This window comes from Lacipirellula limnantheis, from assembly GCF_007746075.1.
Taxonomy (GTDB): Bacteria; Planctomycetota; Planctomycetia; order Pirellulales; family Lacipirellulaceae; genus Lacipirellula; species Lacipirellula limnantheis.
Genome location: NZ_CP036339.1, coordinates 6,193,867 through 6,214,664 on the forward strand (window position 1 = coordinate 6,193,867; position 20,798 = coordinate 6,214,664).

General features: G+C 63.4%; 15 protein-coding genes. 12 read left to right on the forward strand and 3 right to left on the reverse strand.

Annotated features, from left to right (window positions below; all coding sequences use genetic code 11):
• Positions 1 to 189 precede the first annotated feature (189 nt).
• The 3 genes from I41_RS24235 to I41_RS24245 all read left to right on the forward strand — a co-directional run bounded on the left by I41_RS24235 (position 190) and on the right by I41_RS24245 (position 7,825).
• Positions 190 to 2,448: a biotin/lipoyl-binding protein gene (locus tag I41_RS24235; protein ID WP_145435604.1), complete on the forward strand. Its 2,259-nt coding sequence runs from the start codon at positions 190 to 192 to the stop codon at positions 2,446 to 2,448.
• Between the two features lie 166 nt (positions 2,449 to 2,614).
• Positions 2,615 to 3,586: an NAD(P)-dependent oxidoreductase gene (locus I41_RS24240; protein WP_145435605.1), complete on the forward strand. Its 972-nt coding sequence runs from the start codon at positions 2,615 to 2,617 to the stop codon at positions 3,584 to 3,586.
• Positions 3,587 to 3,895: 309 nt separating this feature from the next.
• A complete protein-coding gene (locus I41_RS24245; RefSeq protein WP_145435606.1) occupies positions 3,896 to 7,825 on the forward strand; it encodes an AsmA family protein in 3,930 nt (1,309 codons plus the stop codon).
• 149 nt (positions 7,826 to 7,974) lie between these two features.
• Here the strand turns inward: I41_RS24245 and I41_RS24250 are convergent, their stop codons facing one another.
• A complete protein-coding gene (locus I41_RS24250; RefSeq protein WP_145435607.1) occupies positions 7,975 to 9,372 on the reverse strand; it encodes a glucose-6-phosphate isomerase in 1,398 nt (465 codons plus the stop codon).
• 394 nt (positions 9,373 to 9,766) lie between these two features.
• On the opposite strand from I41_RS24250, the gene I41_RS24255 reads away from it, so the two are divergent.
• The 9 genes from I41_RS24255 (at position 9,767) to I41_RS24295 (ending at position 19,131) form a co-directional block, all read left to right on the forward strand.
• On the forward strand, positions 9,767 to 10,987 hold the full coding sequence (locus I41_RS24255; protein WP_145435608.1) for a 2,3-bisphosphoglycerate-independent phosphoglycerate mutase: 1,221 nt from the start codon (positions 9,767 to 9,769) through the stop codon (positions 10,985 to 10,987).
• A gap of 16 nt (positions 10,988 to 11,003) precedes the next feature.
• Positions 11,004 to 11,915, forward strand: coding sequence for a signal peptidase I (gene lepB / locus I41_RS24260; protein WP_168207131.1), 912 nt, complete (start codon positions 11,004 to 11,006; stop codon positions 11,913 to 11,915).
• 226 nt (positions 11,916 to 12,141) lie between these two features.
• Entirely contained in the window at positions 12,142 to 12,819 is a 678-nt protein-coding gene (locus I41_RS27845; protein ID WP_210421060.1) for a J domain-containing protein, read from the forward strand.
• Entirely contained in the window at positions 12,816 to 13,265 is a 450-nt protein-coding gene (locus tag I41_RS24270; RefSeq protein ID WP_145435610.1) for a ribosomal maturation YjgA family protein, read from the forward strand. The genes I41_RS27845 and I41_RS24270 overlap by 4 nt, the downstream gene beginning before the upstream one ends.
• 146 nt (positions 13,266 to 13,411) lie before the next feature.
• A complete protein-coding gene (locus I41_RS24275; RefSeq protein WP_145435611.1) occupies positions 13,412 to 14,164 on the forward strand; it encodes an ankyrin repeat domain-containing protein in 753 nt (250 codons plus the stop codon).
• Between the two features lie 450 nt (positions 14,165 to 14,614).
• Complete coding sequence (locus tag I41_RS24280; protein WP_210421061.1) at positions 14,615 to 15,754, forward strand: serine hydrolase domain-containing protein; 1,140 nt, start codon at positions 14,615 to 14,617, stop codon at positions 15,752 to 15,754.
• Positions 15,755 to 15,917: 163 nt separating this feature from the next.
• The gene (msrA, locus tag I41_RS24285) at positions 15,918 to 16,634 is read left to right on the forward strand and encodes a peptide-methionine (S)-S-oxide reductase MsrA (protein ID WP_145435613.1); all 717 of its coding nucleotides are present in this window, start codon (positions 15,918 to 15,920) and stop codon (positions 16,632 to 16,634) included.
• Between the two features lie 66 nt (positions 16,635 to 16,700).
• Positions 16,701 to 17,366, forward strand: a complete 666-nt coding sequence (msrB, locus tag I41_RS24290; protein ID WP_145435614.1) for a peptide-methionine (R)-S-oxide reductase MsrB — start codon at positions 16,701 to 16,703, stop codon at positions 17,364 to 17,366.
• Positions 17,367 to 17,466: 100 nt separating this feature from the next.
• Positions 17,467 to 19,131 (forward strand): Ppx/GppA phosphatase family protein, encoded by a 1,665-nt coding sequence (locus I41_RS24295; protein ID WP_145435615.1) that lies wholly within the window; start codon positions 17,467 to 17,469, stop codon positions 19,129 to 19,131.
• On the opposite strand, the gene I41_RS24300 is transcribed toward I41_RS24295, so the two are convergent.
• A complete protein-coding gene (locus I41_RS24300) occupies positions 19,101 to 19,982 on the reverse strand; it encodes an NAD(P)H-hydrate dehydratase (protein WP_145435616.1) in 882 nt (293 codons plus the stop codon). The genes I41_RS24295 and I41_RS24300 overlap by 31 nt on opposite strands.
• Before the next feature lie 5 nt (positions 19,983 to 19,987).
• A complete protein-coding gene (larB, locus tag I41_RS24305) occupies positions 19,988 to 20,773 on the reverse strand; it encodes a nickel pincer cofactor biosynthesis protein LarB (RefSeq protein WP_145435617.1) in 786 nt (261 codons plus the stop codon).
• Positions 20,774 to 20,798 lie beyond the last annotated feature (25 nt).

Here is a 20,798-nt window from a genome sequence, read left to right on the forward strand (position 1 = left end):
TCGTCCCACGCTCCGCGTGGCGACGGTAAATCCACCGCTCTCCGGCGCGACCGTTGCACCACAAATGAACGACGCGTAGCGTGGGAACTAGGGGTATTCGCCGGGGGCGAGACGCCCCGGCTCGCATGTCCTGTTGCTTCCGTTTCCTCACCTCTGAAACTGAACCCCGACGCCTGAACCCTTCCCCGCATGCCCACTCTTGCCGACAGCATCGTCTCCAGCTCGTCGCGCAAACTCACGATCCGCGCCCGCCCCGACCTGAAGGCCCGCAAGCAGCGCTACCAGGGCCGCACCTACTGGGTGGTGAAAGATCCGGTCGGCCTCCAATACTTCCGCTTCGAAGAGGAGGAGTTCGCGATTCTGCAAATGCTCGACGGGCAGTCGAGCCTCGACGACATCGCCGAACAGTTCGAAGCCGAGTTCCCGCCGCAGACGATTCGCGTCGAGGAACTGCAGAACTTCATCGGCATGCTCCACAAGAGCGGGTTGGTCCTCTCCGACGCCCCCGGCCAAGGCTGGGCGCTGAAGGAACGCCGCGACGAAAAGAAGTACCGCGAACTGCTCGGGGCGCTCAGCAATATCCTCGCGTTCCGCCTCCGGGGGATCGACCCCGAACGGCTCCTGAACTGGCTCTACCCGTACGTCCGCTGGTTCTTCACGCCGGCGGCGACGGCGGGCGCGCTGATGCTCGCGATGGCGGCGCTGACGCTGGTGCTCGTGCAGTTCGACGTCTTCAAGTCGCGGCTGCCTGAGTTTAACTCATTCTTCTCCGCGCAGAATTGGCTCGCGCTGGCTGTGACGCTCACGGCGACGAAGATCTTGCATGAGTTCGGCCACGGCATGTCGTGCAAGCACTTTGGCGGCGAGTGCCACGAGATGGGCGTCATGTTCCTGGTGATGACGCCGTGTCTGTACTGCAACGTCTCCGATTCCTGGATGCTGCCCAACCGCTGGCATCGCGCCGCGATCGGCGCCGCCGGAATGTACGTCGAGGTGGTGCTCGCCTCGATCTGCACCTTCATCTGGTGGTTCAGCGAGCCGGGACCGCTCAATTACTTCTGCTTGAACGTGATGTTCGTCAGCTCGGTGAGCACGATCATGTTCAACGCCAACCCGCTGCTGCGCTACGACGGCTACTACATCCTCAGCGACATTCTCGAAATCCCGAACCTCCGCCAGAAGGCGAGCACGATCCTCAACCGCAAGCTCGGCAAGTGGTGCCTGGGACTCGAAGAGCCCGAAGATCCCTTCCTCCCGAAGCGGCACCAGCTGCTGTTCGCGCTCTACACGGTTGCCTCGGCTCTCTATCGCTGGGTGGTCCTCTTTTCGATTTTGTTCTTCCTGAATAAGGTGTTCGAGCCGTACGGACTGAAAGTCCTGGGGCAGGCGCTCGCCCTCGCCTCGATCTACGGCATGATCTTTATGCCGGCCAAGGCTGTTTGGAAGTTCTTTCGCGTCCCGGGGAGGTGGAGCAAGGTGAAACGGGTTCGACTCTACATCACCTTGTCGCTGCTGGCGGGCTTCGTCGCGTCGCTCTTCCTCGTGCCGCTTCCGATGCGGGTCATCGCGCCGTTCGAACTACAGCCTTACAACGTCGATAGCGTCTATGTCGAAGTTCCCGGCCGCCTGGTCAAGCTCGGCGTCAAGGCCGGGCAACAAGTGAAGAAGGGCGACCTCATTGCCCAGCTGGAGAATCTCGACCTCAAACTGGCGGTCGCCAAACTCCGCGGCGAACAGGCGACGCTGCAGACTGAACTTGCAAACCTCGAACTGCTGCAATTCCAACCATCCAAAGGCGAAGAGGCCTCGCAACGCTACGACACCGCGCTCAAGCAACTCGGCGGCGTCACCAAGCAACTCGCGCAAAAGGAAGCCGACCTCGCCCGCCTGACGATCGTCGCCCCGCGCGACGGCACGGTGATCCCCCCGCCGCGCACTCCCGAGCGTCCTAGTTCCGACGGGACCCAACTCGGCGGTTGGACCGGCACGCCGCTCGATGAGCGCAACATCGGCGCCAGTTTTTCGCCGCAGGGTCAACAGAACCTGATCTGCATGATCGGCGACCCCGACGAATGGGACGCCACGTTGATTATCGACCAGGACGACAGCGGCATCGTCGCCGAGGGGCAAGAGGTGCGGCTGATGTTCGAGGAATCGGCCTACCACGTCTTCGTCAGCACCATCTCGCAAGTCAACAAATCGAAAGCCGTCGAAGTCGCGCCCGCGCGGCTCGCGAGCGTCAACGGCGGCCCGCTCGCCGCCCAGCAGAACCCCGACGGCAGCCTGCGGCCGCTCAACACATCGTTCCAAGCGATCGCCCGCCTCAACGACCCGCAGGGCATGCTCCGCAACGGCCTGATCGGCACGGCCCGCATCACGGTGAAGCCGCAAACCATCGCCTGGCGCGTCGGCCGCTATCTGAGCCGGACGTTCAACTTCGAGCTGTAATCGAAAAGCACGCTTGCTGCGGGAATTTCTCTCGCAGAGGCGCAGAGTCCGCAGAGGAGCGGGCGCAGGCTGGTTAGAATCGACAGCCATAATCGTTTGCAATTTTCCAAGTTAGCTCCGCGGATCCTCTCTGCGCCTCCGCGTCTCTGCGAGAGACTTTTTCTCCATGCTCGACGTCTATTTCTACGAAGCTTTTGAAGAAGAGGCCGCTGCCCTGCGGCGGTTGCTGCCGGCGTCGTTCGCGGCCGGTTACACCGATCTCACGATCCAGGAGGCGGGGCACGCCCTGCCGCCGGCGCCGATCATTTCGGTCCGTACCCAGTCGTTGTTGCCAACGACGTGGGCGCCCCAGCTGCAGGCGATCCTCAGCCGCAGCACCGGCTACGACCACCTCGCCGCGTACTCCGCCGCGAGCAAGGCGCCGGTCGCGCTTGGCTACCTTCCCCTCTACTGCCACCGCGCCGTGGCCGAGCAGGCGATGCTGCTCTGGATGGCGCTGCTGCGCCGCCTGCCGCTGCAGACGCGTCAGTTCCACGATTTTCATCGCGACGGCATCACCGGTCACGAATGCGCAGGCCGAACGCTGGCGGTGGTCGGCATCGGTCACATTGGCCATGAAGTCTGCCGCATCGGCGACGCACTTGGGATGCGCGTGATCGGCGTCGATCGCCATGAACTCCACGCTGACGTGAATTACGTCGGCATCGACGCGGCCCTAGCGCAGGCCGACGTGATCGTCTGCGCGATGGACCTCAACGCGTCGAACCACGGCTACTTTAGCGCTGCCAGTTGGCGGCAAGTGAAACGGGGCGCCGTCTTCGTCAATATCTCGCGCGGCGAGCTCAGCCCCGCGGCCGATTTGCTGGCGGCGCTCGAAGCGGGCCGACTCAGCGGCGTCGGCATGGACGTCTACAACCACGAGGCCGAACTCGCCGTCGCCCTGCGAACAAAGCATCCGTCCGACGATCCCGAAGTGCAAGCAACGCTCGCGCTGGCCCGCCGCGACGACGTGATCTGCACGCCTCACAATGCATTCAATTCGTTCGAAGCAGTCGAGCGGAAAAGCGACCATTCCGTCCAGCAAATCGTCGCGCTGCGCGACACCGGCAAGTTCCTCTGGCCCGCCCCCGTGGCATAGCAACGGTTTCCGCCCTCGCTTCGACGCTTATTTAATTGCCGTCACAAACACATTTACCACAGAGAACACAGAGAAGAGGTGAAGGGCTTCCTTCCTTAATCTTCCTCTGTGTTCTCTGTGGTTATGGCGAATCCGTGAAGCATTTTAAGAATGCTGGCAGTTGCAGACGGTTCACAGCCGAGGGCGGCAAGAACGCTAGCACCGTTGTTCCGCAATTCGCCTAGGATGGCGCCGCCCGGCCCCCTAGAATCCGTTCGCCCGCGCGAGCTCGCCTATCGCGACTGCGCGCCCTCCGCATCAGGCGAATCGATGGCCCGCAGACGACGACTCACCGACGACGACGAAGCGCTCGACGAAGTCGACGAGTTGCCCTCGTCGCGCCGCGCTCGTCGCCGCAAAGGCGGCCGACGCCGGTGGAAGTTGTTGTTCGTCCTGGCGGCCCTGGTCATCCTGCTCCTCGCGGCGCCAACGATCATTGCCAAGTCGCCGCTGCGCAACACGATTCTCGGCAACGCCCTGCCGCCTGGCGCCGGGCGACTCACCGCGAGCGACGCCGCCTTCTCGTGGACCAGCGGCCAAGGTCTCGCCGGCGTGGCTTTCCTCGACGCCAAGGGAACGCAGCAGTTTGCCGCCGAACTCGTCCAAACCAGCCGTTCCCTCATCGGCTTTTTGTCGAACCGCAACGACTTCGGCACGGTGACCGTCACGCGGCCGATGCTGCAGATCGAAACCCGCGCCGGCGGCAGCAGCGTTGAAGATCTCGTTGCCCAGCTGGCCGACGCCGCCGCGAAGGCGGCCAACGATCCCGCCAGCGGTCCCAGCGGACCACCGCAATTTGAACTGGTCATTGTCGATGGCACGATCGTCGGCCGCGACCTGTCGACTGGACAGCAGTGGCAGATCACCGGCCTCAGCGCCAGTGCGAAGCCCATCGCCTCAGGAGGTTGGGACATCCTCGCCGACGGCACGCTGCGACTCGGTTCGCCCGCCACGGCCGGCGCCGCCGCAAACGACTTAGCCCCTCCGGCAGCAGCGCCAACTGATCTCGCCGCCCCGCAAGCTCCTATCGTCGATCAAGCCGGCCGCTTCAAAATTCATTTGGCGCCGGCGGACGCCCCGAGTGGCGCCGGGAGCGGCGACGCCACGGCTGCCCAGGAACTACTCGTCGTCGCCGACCGTTTGCCGCTCGCGCCGCTGGAACCATGGCTCGCGCGTAAAGTCGATGGCGCGCGGCTTACCGGCGAGGCGTCGCCTGACCTAAGAGTCACATGGAGCGACGCTCCTCTAGCCCCCGGGTCTGCCGGGGGGTCGAACGACCAAACAAGCCAGCCGGCCTTATCCAATGTCGCTCTACCCCCCGGCGGAGCCGGGGGCTACGGGAAAGTCACTGCCAAGGGCAAGCTCGACGCCGCGAACTTGCGTTTCACCTCCACCGCGCTCGCTGGCGACCTCCTGGAACTCGCCGCGGTTGCGATGCATCTCGACGCGGAAGTGGCCGGCAACCGACTGCGAGCCGCTGGCTGCACCGCCCGGGGCGATTGGCTGCAGGCCGAAATCAACGGCGAGTTCAATCTCGACGAAATCGATCGCCTGAGTCTGAAATCGCTCCCGACGAGCGACGCCACGATCACCGCCCGCGCCGAACTGCCGCAGCTGACCCGCATGCTGCCGCGAACGCTGCGGCTGCGTCCCGGCGTGCGCGTCGACGCCGGCAGCATGGAGATCACCGCCCGCAGCGCAAAGACCGACGCCGCCCGCCACTGGACCGTCGCCGCGGTGCTGCAAGATTTGGTCGGCACGGACGGCCAGCGTCCCATCCGCTGGACCAAGCCGTTCGAGATTGCGCTCGACGCCGTCGACACGGCCGCCGGACCGCAATTCCAAAGCGGCCTGCTCCGCTCGACGTTCGCCGCCGCCACGGCCAATGGCACGGCCGGCGGACTGGAAGGGAGCCTCGAGTTCAATCTCAACGAGCTCGCCGAAGAGCTCGGTCAATTCCAAGATCTCTCGGCCTGGAAGCTGCAAGGAACCGGCGCCGGCAAGTTCTCGCTGCGCGATACGGGCGTTGATCGATTCGCCGTCAGCGCCGAACTTGATCTGCAACAGATCGACGTCCAGCGCGAGGGCAAGCCCGTCTGGGACGACCCGCAGGTGCGCGTCGAAATCCAGGCCGCCGGCTCGCGGCGCGAGTTCAAGCCGCAACGGATCGAAACAGCCAGCTTGATGATGCGCGGTCCCGCCGACACCCTCTCCGCGGAGTTGCTCGAACCGCTGGCTGTGATCGATGATGAAAGCTCCTGGCTTCCCCAGCTCAACGGCGAGTGTTATCTCAAGCTCAACGGCAACGGCCCATTGGAGCAGTGGGCCGGACGGCTTCGTCCTTGGGTCAACGGCGTGCCGGAGCAGCTAGCGGGGCAATCGACGATCAGCGCCCAACTTCGCGCGGCCCCTGGCTTGCTGCAGGTTGACCAGTCGAAAATCAGCATTCAGAACTTCGCGGCCAAGGTCGGAGCGACGCAGATTGTCGAGGCAGGCATCGAAGCCGCGGGCGACTTCCGCTGGGAAACGGCCACGCGGCAGTTCGCCTCGAAGGCGTACCAACTCAGCAGCAGCTCCATTGCCTTCGGCACGCGCGACGTCTCCGTGCAATTCGCCGCCGCGGGCCCGCCGCTTGCCCGCGGCGACGTCGCCTTCCGCGGCGACTTCGATCGGCTGGCGGCCTGGGGCGATTTGCTCGGCGCGCAGGCCGGGGGACTTCGGCCGCGCGGGCAGTTCGTTGGCCGACTGCAACTCGCCAGCGACGCCCAGCGGGCGACGGCAACGCTCAACGCCTCCGCCGAGCCGTTGCAACTCGTGAACTCCGCTGACGGCACGATCGCTTGGAACGAACCGAAGGTCGACCTCGCGACGGTTGCCGCGTACACCAACGCCGACGACCGGCTGCAACTCTCCGGCATCAATGTCACCGGCAAGACGGTGAAGATGGAAGGATCGGGCGTCGTCGAGCAGGTGCGCACCGCAGGCGTCGTTCGCGGCGACGTTAATCTGACCTACGACGCCGCCGAGTTGGCCCAACTCCTCACCGCCTACCTTGGCCCGAACGTGCAAATCACGGGCGCGAACCAAGCACGGTTGCAAGCGACGGGACAGTTGTACGCGAGCCGTGACGGATTGAATTCAACAGGTCCCGCTCCCTCCACCTCGAACGGCGCGCCTTCGGCCACGCCCAGCGCCTTCGCCAGCACCCAGCAGCCCGCATCCAGCACCCTCCCCCACTGGTCACGCCGGTGGCAGCTCGCCACGCAAACCGGTTGGACCGCCGCCAACGTCTTCGGCTTGCCGATTGGCCCCGCTCAGCTCGCCGCGAGCGTTCGCGACGGCCAGGCGCAATTCTCGCCGCTGGAACTGACCGTCGGCCCCACGGGGAAAGTGAGCCTGACGCCGCGCATCCTGCTCGACGCCAATCCGCAGATGTTGGAGCTCGCCCCTGGCCAGGCAATCACCAACGTCGCGATCTCGGCCGAGGTGAGCGATCGCATGCTCAAGTACGCCGCCCCGATCGTCGCTGGCGCCGCGCGGACCGAAGGATCCTTCTCGTTCTTCCTGAACGGCGCCCAGATCCCGCTGCGGCAGCCGAAAACCGGCAAGCTCGACGGTCGGCTCACCGTTCACAACCTCGCCGTCACGCCCGGGCCGATGATTCAGGACATTGCGAACCTCATCAAACAGGTCGACGCCCTCAGCAAGAATGGCCAGAACCTGGGACAAAATCTCACGCAGAATCTCAATCAAGGTCTGGGCAACCTCAATCAGGGCATCGGCAGCATCCTCGGCGCCGTCTCGCCGCAGAAACCAGCCGCCGCCGAGCCGATCAAAGGGATCACGATGAGCGAAAAGGCGATCGACGTCACGATCGCCGAGGGCCGCGTCTATCACAAGAACCTCGAGTTCCTGATCGACGACGTGCCGGTCCGCTCGAACGGCTCGGTCGGCTTCGACGAAACGCTCAACCTGATGATCGAAATACCGATCCAACAGAAATGGGTCGGCAGCAAACCGGCCCTGCAGTCTTTGGTCGGCCAAGTGATTCAAATTCCCGTCGCCGGCACCTTCGCGAAGCCGCAAGTCGACAACCGCGCGGTCGGCAGCTTCGTCGCCCAAGCCGCCCAACAAGCGGCGGGGGGCATCATTGGCGAAGAGATCAATAAGGCTTTCGATAAGATTCTCAAGCCGCGATAAAGATCTATCGCAGAGGCGGAGTGATCGCCGCGAAGAAGCACAAAAATCACAATAGAGAAAGCAAGTCATTCCTCTTGCGTCTTCTGTGCTTCTTTGTGGCTATCAAGAAATTCTCTCCGCGCCTCTGCGAGAGACTTCCTAGAGGAAGATTAGCGCCGCAGAATCGCGTTCATATTCTTCTTATAAGCCTCCACCCCCGGCTGGCCGTAGGGATTGATGCCAATGAGCCGCCCTTCCACGACGGTGGCCAGCATCATGAACTGGAAGAACTGCCCCAGCGTGTATTCGTCGAGCTGCGGCAGGTGAATATCCGCCGTCGGGCGATTCGCTTCGCGATAGGCCAGGTTCGTCCCTTCGATCGCCGCCGCAAGAATGTTCGGAATCGACTTCTCCGCGAGCTCGTTGAGTCCGTCTTGGTTGAGGTCGCTCGACCCCACCTTGATCGCCCCGCGACTTGGTTGGTCGACAATGAGGTTGGTGATCAGCTTGTCGCGCGCCCCTTCCTGGTGCTGCTGCCCGCGGCTGTGGAGATCGCGGGTGTTCACCACGGTAAGCGGCAACGCGCCGACTTCGTGCTTGCCGAGACTCTCGGCCAGCAGTTGGTCGTACCACAGGCTGGCCGCTTCGAGCCGCTTGCCCCATGTCGACAACACCCGGGTGTAGCAGCCGCGCAGCTCCTCCATCAAGTGGCACACGCCCACGTATTGCAGCACGATGTTCGTCGCCGGTCCGTTGTTGCGGAAGTGTTCGTTCATCGCCGCGGCGCCGGCCAGCAGTCGTTCCAGGTCGAGCCCCAACAGCGCCGCCGGCGTCAGCCCGACCGCCGACAATACCGAGAACCGTCCGCCGACGCCGTCCGGCACTTCAAACACTTCTTTGCAGCCCAGCGCCTGTGATAGTTCAAACAGCTTCCCCGTCTTGCCGGTCACGGGGATGACGAACTTGGCCAACTCGCCGGAGTCCTTCCCCAGCGACGCCTTCAAATCGTGCAAGAGAATCCGAAAGGCGGCCGCCGTCTCCAGCGTGCCGCCGCTCTTGCTGATGCAGACCAAGCCCCACTGGTCGCCGCGGCTTTGCAACAACCGCTGCAGGTCGAGCAGCGCGTCGTTGTCGACGTTGTTGCCTTCGAAGTACATCCGCGGCCGACCGCGGCGCATGGCCGGCTCGACCTCGTTGTAGTACTGATGGCAGCACGCCTCCAGCAGCGCCCGCGCTCCCATGTACGATCCGCCGATCCCCAGCACGACGACGCTGTCGACCTCGCCGCTCAGCCGATCGGCCGCCGCCTTGATGCGAGCCAACTCGCTCCGCGGGCCGTTGGTGCGAAAGTCCGCGAGCAGCCGATCCGGCAGATCGTGAAACCCCGCATCGAGCGGAACCTTCTCCGCCGGCACCTCGACGCCGTCGGCCCACAACTGTGCGTCGGCCAGCACTTCGTCCCGCGCCTCGTCGAGATGCCCCGCCAAGTCGGCCAACTCCGCCGGCGTGATCCCATGCTCAGGCAGAAAGACGCCGCTGGGATCGTAGGAAATCAACTTGTCGGCCATGACGAATTCCTTACTTATCTAAATGAACTGTCGGCTGTTGAACGAATGGCGGAATTTGAATTTAACCACAAAGACGCGAAGGCACGAAGGACGCACGAAGAAAACTCGTGCAAGAGAACGACTGACCCGCGGAATCGAAAGACCTCCTGAGAAACTGGCCGCCTAACTGCCGAAGCCGCGAAACTTCTTACTTCTTCGTGACTTCTTCGTGCCTTGGAGCCTTGGTGGTTAGCATTTCCAAAACGGTTCCCCTATCCTCTCCATCCCAGCCCCCCCGGCAAGTGCCCCTGCCGCCGCCGCTCGCCCCCCGTTAAAATCACCTGTTTCGCCATTCCCAGCCGCTCGCGGCTTAGCGTCTTCCCCTCCACCTTCCGCCTTCCCCCTTCGCGCAGCCATGGACATCCACGCCCTCACCCGCCAGCTTTTCGTCAAGAACGACTCGAAGATCGTCATGTTCGTCGCCGACGGTCTGGGCGGCCTGCCGCAACAACCGGGCGGGCTCACCGAACTCGAAACCGCGAAGACCCCCAACCTCGACAAGCTCGTGCGCGAAGGCATCTGCGGCAGCAGCATCCCCGTCGCTCCCGGCATCGCCCCCGGCAGCGGCCCGGGCCATCTCGGCCTCTTCGGCTACGACCCGGTGAAGTACCTGATCGGCCGCGGCGCCCTCGAAGCGACCGGCATCGGCTTCAAGCTTGAAGAGGGCGACGTCGCCATCCGCGCGAACTTCTGCACGCTCGACGCGAAGGGCAACATCAGCGACCGCCGCGCCGGCCGCATCGCCAGCGAAGAGAGCGCCCCGCTCGCCATCAAGCTCCGCGAAGTGAAAATCCCCGACGTGCAGATCTTCGTCGAGCCGGTGAAAGAACATCGCTTCGTCGTCGTCCTCCGCGGCACGGGCGCCAACAAGGGGAAGCTCGGCGACTTCGTGCACGACACCGACCCGCAAATCACCGGCGTCCCGCCGCTTGACCCCGTCGCCGGCAACCCTGAAAGCGCCATGACAGCGAGCATTCTCAAAGAGTTCGTCCGCCAAGCGCAAGAACTTCTCAAGGCTGAGAAGAAGGCCAACGGCTGCACCCTGCGCGGCGTCGCCAGCAAGCCGAGCCTGCCGAGCTATGAAGAAGTCTACGGCCTCCGCGCCGCCGCCATCGCCGTCTACCCGATGTACAAGGGCCTCGCCCAACTCGTCGGCATGGACATCCTCGGCCACGCCAAGACGCTCGACGAGCAAATGGAAGTCCTGAAAGAGAACTGGGATAAGTACGACTTCTTTTTCATCCACTTCAAGTACACCGACAGCACCGGCGAAGACGGCAACTTCGACGCCAAGGTGAAGCGGACCGAAGAATTCGACGCCGCCGTCCCGAAGATCATGGCCCTCAAACCCGACGTTCTTATCGCCACCGGCGACCACAGCACCCCGAGCATGCTCGCCAGCCACAGCTGGCACCCGGTGCCGACGCTGTTGTGGGCGAAGAACTGCCGCACCGACGGCGTCGAACAATTCGGCGAACGCGACTGTTTGCGCGGCGGGCTGGGGCAGTTTGAGGCCAAGCACCTGATGACGCTGGCGCTGGCGAATGCGGGGCGGTTGGGGAAATACGGGGCGTAGAAGTACAGAGAACAGCATGAACGAACCGTCGGAAGCCGCCACGGTGACGCGCCGCAATCCTTGGATCGCAGCGATACTGGGCATATTCTGTAGCCCCGTCGCATTCCTATACTGCGGACGACCAAATCGCGCGTTCTTTTGGCTGATCTTTAATCTGTTTACTGGAGTACTGGGGTGCGCGTACCTACTCTACTTCGCCGCGGGTCCCTTGGGAGTCGTACTGGGAGGCGCTCTGATAGCGGCCCCCCAACTCGCTTTGGTGGTTGACGCAGTGCGAGTTGCCCGTCGAGGACAAACTGAGTTTCCCAAGCGGTATCAACGTGGGTGGGGTTACTCGATCGCCATCGTTGCTTGGTTCTGTTGGGGAGCGTTTCTCAGCGGCTTTCTTAAAACGTCGTGGACAGAAGCCTTTGTAATGCCAACTCGATCCATGCGGGAAACTATTCTCCCTGGGGATCGTTTTCTGGTCGACCGACTCGCGCCCCGAGTGCGTGACATCCAATATGGCGATATTATTGCACATTATGAAAACGGCGTGGGCACGCCCCTGTACGTCAAACGCGTGGTGGGACTTGAGGGCGATGTCATCGAGTTGAAAGAAGAGAAGCTTTTCCGCAACGGGGAGCCTATTGGGGAACCTTACGCCATCTTCGAAGGTCCTGTCCCTGAAGTTGCGGGCATGCGCGACTTCGGCCCACACACCGTTGCGCCACACAGCGTTTTTCTGCTGGGCGACAATCGGCGAATGTCGCGCGATAGCCGATTCGACGGCGACCGCCCCTTAGACGACGTCGTCGGAGTCGCGAGGATGATTTTCTGGTCGCGCGAGTATGCTGAGTCGCCTCCGGCTGATCCCTGGAACGATCGCAATCCGACGATTGAATGGGGTCCGATTCGTTGGTCACGAATCGGACGGCGGGTGGACTAGGCCTGCCGGGCTGCCTCTTAAATACTGCTACAATTCATCCATGACCGAAAAGCTCGAACGACTGCGGTAGATGGCCGAGGATCGGCAAGAACTTCTCGCGAAGTTGCTCCTATGCAAGATCGAAGAAGCGGAGCGACAAATCGAGGCCGGTGAAACCGTTTCCCACGATGACGCCAAGCGGCAACTGGAAAAATTGCTAACGCCGCCAGCTTGAAGGGCCCCGCCGATGCCAGACTCCCACGACCACCGCCCCGACTTCATGGTCACCCTCGGCCTCGCCCCCCCGTACGCCATCGAGGACGTCAAGCAGGCCTACCGCGAGAAGGCCCGCGCCACTCACCCTGATCGCGGCGGCTCCACTGCCGCCTTCGCCGCCGTCCACGAAGCCTTCGAGCGGGCCCAGGCCTACCTCGAATTCCGCCAAGACCGCCGCGGCTGGATCGCCGCCAAGATGGCTCGCTACGCCGCGCTGCAAGACGCGATCACCGAGCTCGAACAACTCGGCGCCGAGGTCACCGCCTACGCGCCCGAGTGGCTCGAACAATCCTACGGCGACTTTGCTCAGCTCTCCGAACACGTCACCAAGATCCGCCTCGCCGATTCGCAAGCGCCGACCCCCTTCATCGACGCGATGGTCGAAAACTACGCCTCGCTCCGCGAGCTCCACGCGCTCGAACTTCCCGGCTGCCGCCTCACCGACAACGACGTGCTCCACCTCAGCGTCTTCCAGCAACTCCGCACGCTCGACCTCTCGCGCACGCCCATCACCAAGGGCGCCCTCGCCATCGTCGACGCCATCGAATCGCTCCGCGAGCTGAATCTCGACGACACCAATGTCGGCTGGTGGGCCAAACGCGGCGTCGCGACGCAACTCGGTCGCCGGGTTGCTGCAGACGCCATATGAGCGACCTACGCCCCGCCGCGCGCTCGCGACTCCTCTACGCCCCCCTGCTCCTCCTCTCGATCGCGCTCGGCCTCGCCTCGCGCCGCTACGCCGCCGCCCTCCCCTCGTTCATCAGCGCGTACGCCGGCGACGCCCTCTGGGCCGCGATGGTCTTCTGGATCGCCGCGCTGCTGTTTCCCCTCGCACGGACGCGCATCCTCGCCAGCGCCGCCCTTGGCATCTCCGTCGCCGTCGAACTCAGCCAGATCTACCACGCCCCCTGGATCGACGACCTCCGCGCCGCCCGCCTCGGCGCTCTCGCCCTCGGCCACGGATTCCTCTGGAGCGATCTGCTCTGCTACGCCGCCGGCGTCGCCGCAGCGGCAGCAGTCGACTTGGTTCTTTGCCGCTCGCAGAGGCGCAGAGTAAGGATGAGAAATATCAAACAAGCCACCGGCGTGAGATAATTGAGTTGCCTTTCGCACACCGATCAGCGACTCTCCGCAACCCGATGCGCCGGTCTGCAATGAATCCGCTTATTGCGTGAGGTCGCTCCTGATATGATGAGCTCCGTCGCCCCCGCTCGCTCAGGCGCCGATCTAAGGAGCATCGCATGTCAGACCCCAACGAAGACCTGCTCGCCGCCTTCGACGGGCACCGGGTCGACGACGTTCGCGCCGCGCTAGCAGCCGGCGCCGATCCTCGCGCGCCCATTCAGGGCAAGCTCGCGACCGACTGGCTGCTCGAACAGTACGCGCGTTCCGACGCCCTGCAGGAATGTCTCCGCCTGCTCATTGACCACGGCGCCGAGTTTCGCGATCCGCTCATCGCGCCGGTTGTCCTCAACGACCCCGACGCCATTCGCGTCGCCGCGCAAGCTCACCCGTCGTTCGTTGCGCATCGCACGACGCTCCCCTCGACGTTTACGTCGCTGGAGAACGCCACACTCCTCCATGTGGCCGCGGAGTACGGCCAACTCGACGCCGCGCGGACGCTGATCGAACTCGGCGCCGACGTCAACGCCGCTGCGGGCGTCGACCAGTTCGGCATAAACGGCCACACGCCATTGTTCCACACGGTCAATTCGAATCGCAATCGTTCCGCGCCAATCATGCGCCTGTTGGTCCAATCAGGCGCCGATTGCGAACGCTTCGTGAAGGGCGTTCATTGGGGCCAAGGCTACTCTTGGGAGACGACGTTCTTCGACGTCACCCCCATCTCCTACGCCCAACTCGGCCTGCTGCCGCAAGTCCACCGCCGCGAACAAGATGTCTACGACAACATTCGCTTCCTGCTATCAGCCGCCGGACGACCAGTCCCGCCGCTCGCCAACATCCCCAACCGCTACCTTGCCGAAGGCCACTAGCGAGTGCGTCCGTAAAGCGTACGGCTTATTCTTAAGGCGTAGCGTTGTCCGAAAGGCGTCACGCTTGTCGGTAAGGCGTCGCGTTGTCATCCTGAGCGGAGCGAAGGATCTAGCGCATCAACCGGGATTCCAGCTTCCTCGCTAAGTTTGCCCTGACCTTACGAAAGGGCTCAGAACCTCGCTTCCGCATTCACTCTCTGCGTCTCCGCGCCTCTGCGAGAGCCACCTAGAAAAAAGCAAAACTTTTGTGTTGAAAATGAGCCACCCCATTCAGGACAATGCTCCCAGTGTGCGAAGACAAGGTTCGCCACATCCAGCATCCAGAATCCGTTCCGTCCCATGCCGTCAGACAAAACAACTCTCGCGTTTCTCTCGCAAAACATCGGCTGCGAGCACCGCGAGCCGCGGGTTTTGTCCACTCCCATCGCGTTTGCATCATTGACAAAACCAGTGCCACAACCTGCTCACAGCAACCAGATGAATCAAGTGCAGCCAACCTGTCGTCGCAGCAACTTGCGGAACATCGCCGCAGCGATCGCCATTGCCGTCGCGGTGTCGCCAGCTCCTACCCGTGCCGGCGACGCCTCGCCCGACCTGATCAAGCAGGTTGCCGCCGCCCTGCCCGACTCCCCCGGCGCCTGCGTCCTCGCGGTCGACGATGGCCAGGTCGTCTTTCAGCATGGGTTCGGGTTGGCCGACGTCGCTAATAACGTCCTCTGTACGCCGCAGACCAACTTTCGCATGGCCAGCGTCAGCAAGCAGTTCACCGCCACGGCGATCCTACTCCTCGTTGATCAAGGCAAGCTCTCGCTCGACGACACCCTCGACAAGTTCTTCCCCGGCTTCCCGGAGTACGGCAAGAAGATCACCGTGAAGCAGCTCCTCACCCACACGTCGGGCCTCCCCGACTATGAGGAGTTGATCCCCAAGGGCACGACGCTGCAGCTCGGCGATCTCGACGTCGTGCAGATTTTGCTCGACACGAAAGAACCGCAGTTCGCACCAGGCTCCCAGTGGCGCTACTCGAACTCCGCGTTCGTCCTGCTCGGCATGATCGTCGAAATCGCTGCGGAGCAGCCGTTCCATCAGTTCATGAAGAACGAGATGTTTCGGCCTCTCGGGATGGACAACTCTTGCATCTACCAACGCGGCCTCAACGAAGTCGCCCACAGGGCGTTCGGTCACCGGCTGGAAGATGGGAAGTGGACGCTCGCCGACCAAAGCGTCGCCAGCGCTACCCGCGGCGACGGCTGTGTTTATACGTCGCTGGAGGATTACCTGAAGTTGCTCACGGCTCACGCGGACGGGAAGCTGCTCAGCGCCGCGTCGCACGATGCGATGTTCTCGCCGCAGGCGAAGACGACTCGTGAAGACAGCAGCTATGGCTACGGCTGGTTCATCGACGAGTATCGCGGCGAACCTCGCATCCAACACAACGGCGACTCACGCGGCTTCCGGCTGTGCGTTCAAACCTTCCCGCACCGCCGGGCAGCCGTGGTGTTGCAGTTTAACGGAGATGTGAACGAGGGGATGATGGAGGTTGGCCAGCGGATGGCGGACCTGTTGATTTTCGACCGGGAGCCCAAATGACCAGCCCTCGCCAACCGAACCGAACCGCGTCAGACCGCGTAAAACCGTGGTGGGTAGCTCTCGCCGCAGGTCGGTGGGATAAAATGGCGGGAAGCTGCGGGGCAGTCATTTATTTCCGGTTCCAGCTTGTAACGGGAGCCCATCGGGGGCGTCAAACATGTTGATGAGCAAGCCGATTTCAATTCGACGCGTCACTAGGCTGGCCCCGAAGTCTCTGGGCGTCATTTTGGCCCTCGCCGGAGTCCTCGCCACGGGCCTCCTCCATGCGGAGCCGGCATCCAAGACAAGCGACGCCGCGGACGCGGAGCATAAGGAGAAGAAGGTGGAAGTCGCCACGTTCGGCAACGGGTGTTTCTGGTGCACCGAAGCGGTTTTTGAAGAGCTCAAAGGAGTCGAGTCGGCCGTCAGCGGTTACAGCGGAGGCCGGGTACCGAATCCGACCTACGAGCAAGTCTGCACCGGCGCCACCGGTCACGCGGAAGTGATCCAAGTCACTTACGATCCAGCAGTGATCACCTTCCCGGAACTATTGGAGGTTTTCTGGAAGACGCACGATCCGACGACGCTCAATCAGCAAGGTCCCGATCACGGCACGCAGTACCGCTCGGCCGTGTTCTATCACAGCGATGAACAGCGCGAGCTAGCCGAGAAGTACAAGCAGCGCCTCGACGAATCGGGTGCGTTCGATGCTCCGATCGTCACGGAGATTACGAAGTTCCAGAAGTTTTACCCGGCGGAAGATTATCATCAGCAATACTTTGAGGATAACCCGCGGCAACCCTACTGCCGCGCGGTGGTGAAGCCGAAGGTGGTCAAATTCCGCAAGGCGTTTCACGACAAGTTGAAGGTGAGCGACAAGCCCGGTGATGAAGAAGAGTGAGTGATCCGAGTGCGGAACGATTACCGTGGGCGTTGTTCTACATTTAGATTTCGGAGCGTGAGTCAAATGTCGAAGTTGCTTTCCCTTATCGCCGTCGTTGGACTGTTGGCGGCGATCGCCCATGGCCAGGACCCGGCGCCCGCCGAGACGGCTGCCGCTGGAGCCGAAGAGAAGGCTCCGACGGCGTCAGTAGAGGAAGAGAAGGCGGAAGAGGCGGTCGAGGATCCGGAAAAAGTCGACTGGTCGCAGGTTGACTGGCGGAAGCGGCTCACGAAGCTGCAGTACTACATCACCCGCGAGGCGGGAACGGAGCGGCCGTTCCGCAACGAGTTCTGGGACTTCTTCAAACCAGGCGAGTACCGCTGCGTCGGCTGCGGCGCACCGCTCTTCGAGTCGGACGCGAAGTTCGATTCCGAGTGCGGCTGGCCGAGCTTTGACCAGACGATCAGCGACAAGGCGATTACCGAGCACGTCGACTTGAAAATGCTCCAACCGCGAACCGAGATCCGCTGCCGCCGTTGCGAGGCGCACTTGGGGCACGTCTTTAACGACGGCCCGACCAAAACGGGACTTCGCTACTGCCTCAACTCCGCGGCGATGAAGTTCGTCCCCGAAAAACAGTTAAAGCAGGAACTGGAGAAGATGAAGAAGCCGGCAGCTGACGCGCAGGCCGCCGAGAAAGCGGTGGAAAAGCCCGCGGCAGCCGTTGAAAGTGAGGGCGAGAAGCCTTAGAACCACGGCTCACGCCCCGTTGCCGCGGGCTAGAATGGATGGGGCGGCAGGCCGAGCGACTCGGCTGCAACGGAATGTCAAAACGAGCCCGCGCTAGCGCATGAGTGAGCAACAAACGTATTTGGCGCCCGACGTGGTCCCGCGGCTCGCGGCGATCGACGTTGGGAGCAACAGCATCCGTCTGGTTGTGGCCGAGGCCCAAGCCGGCGGCCGCTATCGAATTCTCGACGAAGAACGCGAGACGACCCGCCTCGGCCGCTCGCTCGCGGCCAACGGCGATCTCGACGAGAAGTCGATCGAGGATTCGCTCACGGCGCTGCGACGGTTCAAGTCGATTATCACGGGCTTCGGCGTGGAAGGAATCCGCGCGATCGCAACCTGCGCGGTGCGTGAGGCAACCAACGGCGTCGCGTTCTGCCAACGTGTGCAGGACGAGCTGGGTCTGGAAATCGAAGTGATCGACGCCGACATGGAGGCGCACCTCGCGTTCCAGAGCGTGCGGCGGCGGTTCGACTTGGTAGGGAAGAACACCGTCCTCGCGGATATCGGCGGCGGGAGCACGGAAATCGTGCTCGCTAACGGCGAACTGATCGAAGCGGTCTACGCTACGCAGCTGGGCGCGGTGCGGCTCGCGGAGAAGTTTGGCGACGATCTGACGCTGGACGAAAAGTTCCTGCCGATGAAGCGCTGGATCGATCGCGAGTTGCGGAAGACGACCGAAAAGCCGGCGGCGCCGCTCCATCTGCTCATCGGTTCCGGCGGCACGTTTACGAGCCTCGCCAGCATGCTGATGGCGGGCCGCGGCCTCTCGCGGCTGCCGGCCGCGGGCTATCGGGCAACGCGGGCCGACGTCTGCCACCTGATCGATCGGCTCCGCAAGATGAAGCCCGAAGAGCGCAAAGCGACGCCCGGGCTGAACGCCGACCGGATCGACATCATCATCCCGGGGTTGGCGGTTATCGACGGCCTGATGCGGCGGTTCCGCGTCAACACGCTGCAGGTTCACGCCTATGGCGTGCGGGACGGGCTGCTGTTGACGATGATCGATCAGCTGCAAGGGACCAGCGCTATCGCCTCGCCGAACCAGGACGAGCAGATCGACCGCTTCGCGGAAGCTTGCGGCGTGAACATGGTGCACTCGCGGCATGTGGCGAAGCTCGCCGTGGAGATTTACGCCGGGCTGCGCGAGTTTTACGAACTACCGGCGGGCGACGGCCGTCTGCTAGAGACGGCGGCGCGGCTGCAGGACGTCGGCTACTTGATCAACTACGAAGGACATCACAAGCATTCATACCACCTGATTCTCCATAGCCGCCTCGAGGGATTTCGTCCCGAGGAGTTAGAGATCATTGCCAACGTGGCGCGGTATCATCGGGGATCGGCTCCGAAAAAGAAGCATGAGAATTTCAGCGAGCTGAACGAAGCGGACCGCTTGCGCGTTCGACAGCTGGCGGGCGTCCTGCGGGTGGCTGGCGGGCTTGATCGGAGCCACAACCAGACAATTCGCGACGTGAAGGTCAACGGCGCGCCGGGGCAAGTCGTGCTCACCGTTAGCGCCGATGAGTATCCCGAGGTCGACATCTGGTCGTGCCGACGGCGGGCGGAGTTGTTTGAGGAAGTTTTCGAGGCGCAGCTCTCGGTGCAATGGGCAGGCCACGCCAACGGCGCCTTGCCGAGCGCCACGGCGGCGGACGGGCCCGCTGCTCAGCTCGAATCGGGACCGGCGCCGAAGGTTCAGCAGGCTTTGAAGGCCTCGGGCAAGTAAGTCAGCAGGTCGCTGGCGATCAGCGAGACTTCGCCCAGTTTCATCGCGGCGAGGTCGCCGGCGACTCCGTGCAGATGCATCCCGAGGCGGGCGGCGTCCCACGGGGCAAGGCGTTGACCGAGCAAACCGGCGACGATGCCCGTGAGGCAATCGCCCGTGCCGCCCGTGGCCATCCCGGGGTTGCCCGTGCCGTTGACGGCGAATCGTGGGCCGTCGCACACGATCGAGTGGCGCCCCTTTAGAACGACCGTCAGCTTCCCGGACGGATCGCGCTCGCAGAAATTCGCGACCGCGGTCACTCGATCGGTCGTTGCGGCCCCAGGCATCGCGCCCGCGAGTCGAGCAAACTCTCCAGGATGCGGGGTTAGTACCCGCGGGCCGGCGGGATTGGCAAGCGCCTGCGGGTTCCGCTTGAGCGACGCTGCCATCGCATTGAGGGCGTCGGCGTCGACGACCATCGGCCGAGGGATCTCGCGATAGAGTTGGGCGACCAACTCCGTGACGCCGTCGCTCCGCCCGAGTCCTGGTCCGATGGCCCAGACGTCGAACTGCTCGCGGGCGGCGATGAGGTCGACGACGTTGGCATAGTCGGCGATGCCGTAATCGTCCTCGACCAGGGGCAGCGTCATGAAGCAGGGGCTGAACGTCGCAACAATCGGCTGGGTCGACGCGGGGGTCGCTACCGTGACCAGCCCGGCGCCGCTGCGGAGCGTCGCCAGGCCGGTCATGGCCGGTGCGCCGCCCATTCCGCGCGAGCCCCCGATCACCAGCACGCGACCGTAGTCGCCTTTGTGTCCGTCGCGCTGGCGCGGCGGGAGCGTCGTGAGCGGCTCGTCCGTAACGTCGATCATGTCGCTTATTCGCCGTGAGAGGGTCGATGGGCGCGCGTTGCCACGAGTCCCGCGAGATAGCCTGCCTTGAAGCCAGCGTCGATATTGACGACGGCGACGTTTGCGGCGCAGCTGTTAAGCATCGACAGCAGCGCCGAAACGCCGCCGAAGTTGGCGCCGTAGCCGACGCTGGTCGGCACGGCAAAGACCGGACAAGCGACATAGCCGCCGACGACGCTAGGCAACGCGCCTTCCATGCCAGCGACGACGACCACGGCGTCGCTCTCGGCGAACTCGGCTAGCCGGGCGGGCAAACGATGCGGGCCGGCCACGCCGACGTCTTGGACGAGCTTCACATCAACGCCCATCCAATTGAGAGTCTCGCGAGCTTCTTCGGCGACGGGCAGATCGCTTGTCCCGGCGGTGATGACGGCGACGCGACCACGACGCTCCGACGACGGCTCAGAGCGTGGCAAATCGAACCGGATGGTTCGTCCCAGTTCGTTGTATTGGAGGCTCGGCAGCATGGTCGCCAGAGCGGTCGCCTTGAGCGCGTCGACGCGCGTGACGAGAACTGATTGGCCCCGGTCAAGAAGCTGCTGGGCGATTGCCGCGATCGTCTCCGGCGACTTCCCCTCGCCGAAAATAACTTCGGGAAAGCCGCAGCGACGAGCGCGATCGACGTCGACCATCGCGTCCGGCGCACTGACGGCGTGAGCCGGACCGGCAGCGGCGAGCGCAACAAACTGCTCGAGATCGCATTGGCCGGCCAGAAGCAGTTGCGCAAGTTGGCGAAGGTCGTCGGAGGGCATGGCGGTATTTTAACCCGATGCTCCG

Bases quoted from the DNA above. Each gene is read 5' to 3' on its own strand.
- I41_RS24240 (WP_145435605.1), top strand. From the start codon at position 2,615: ATGCTCGACGTCTATTTCTACGAAGCTTTTGAAGAAGAGGCCGCTGCC.
- I41_RS24275 (WP_145435611.1), top strand. From the start codon at position 13,412: ATGTCAGACCCCAACGAAGACCTGCTCGCCGCCTTCGACGGGCACCGG.
- I41_RS24250 (WP_145435607.1), bottom strand. From the start codon at position 9,372: ATGGCCGACAAGTTGATTTCCTACGATCCCAGCGGCGTCTTTCTGCCT.
- I41_RS27845 (WP_210421060.1), top strand. From the start codon at position 12,142: ATGCCAGACTCCCACGACCACCGCCCCGACTTCATGGTCACCCTCGGC.
- larB (WP_145435617.1), bottom strand. From the start codon at position 20,773: ATGCCCTCCGACGACCTTCGCCAACTTGCGCAACTGCTTCTGGCCGGC.
- msrA (WP_145435613.1), top strand. From the start codon at position 15,918: ATGAGCAAGCCGATTTCAATTCGACGCGTCACTAGGCTGGCCCCGAAG.
- I41_RS24245 (WP_145435606.1), top strand. From the start codon at position 3,896: ATGGCCCGCAGACGACGACTCACCGACGACGACGAAGCGCTCGACGAA.
- I41_RS24300 (WP_145435616.1), bottom strand. From the start codon at position 19,982: ATGATCGACGTTACGGACGAGCCGCTCACGACGCTCCCGCCGCGCCAG.
- lepB (WP_168207131.1), top strand. From the start codon at position 11,004: ATGAACGAACCGTCGGAAGCCGCCACGGTGACGCGCCGCAATCCTTGG.
- I41_RS24295 (WP_145435615.1), top strand. From the start codon at position 17,467: ATGAGTGAGCAACAAACGTATTTGGCGCCCGACGTGGTCCCGCGGCTC.
- msrB (WP_145435614.1), top strand. From the start codon at position 16,701: ATGTCGAAGTTGCTTTCCCTTATCGCCGTCGTTGGACTGTTGGCGGCG.
- I41_RS24255 (WP_145435608.1), top strand. From the start codon at position 9,767: ATGGACATCCACGCCCTCACCCGCCAGCTTTTCGTCAAGAACGACTCG.
- I41_RS24235 (WP_145435604.1), top strand. From the start codon at position 190: ATGCCCACTCTTGCCGACAGCATCGTCTCCAGCTCGTCGCGCAAACTC.
- I41_RS24270 (WP_145435610.1), top strand. From the start codon at position 12,816: ATGAGCGACCTACGCCCCGCCGCGCGCTCGCGACTCCTCTACGCCCCC.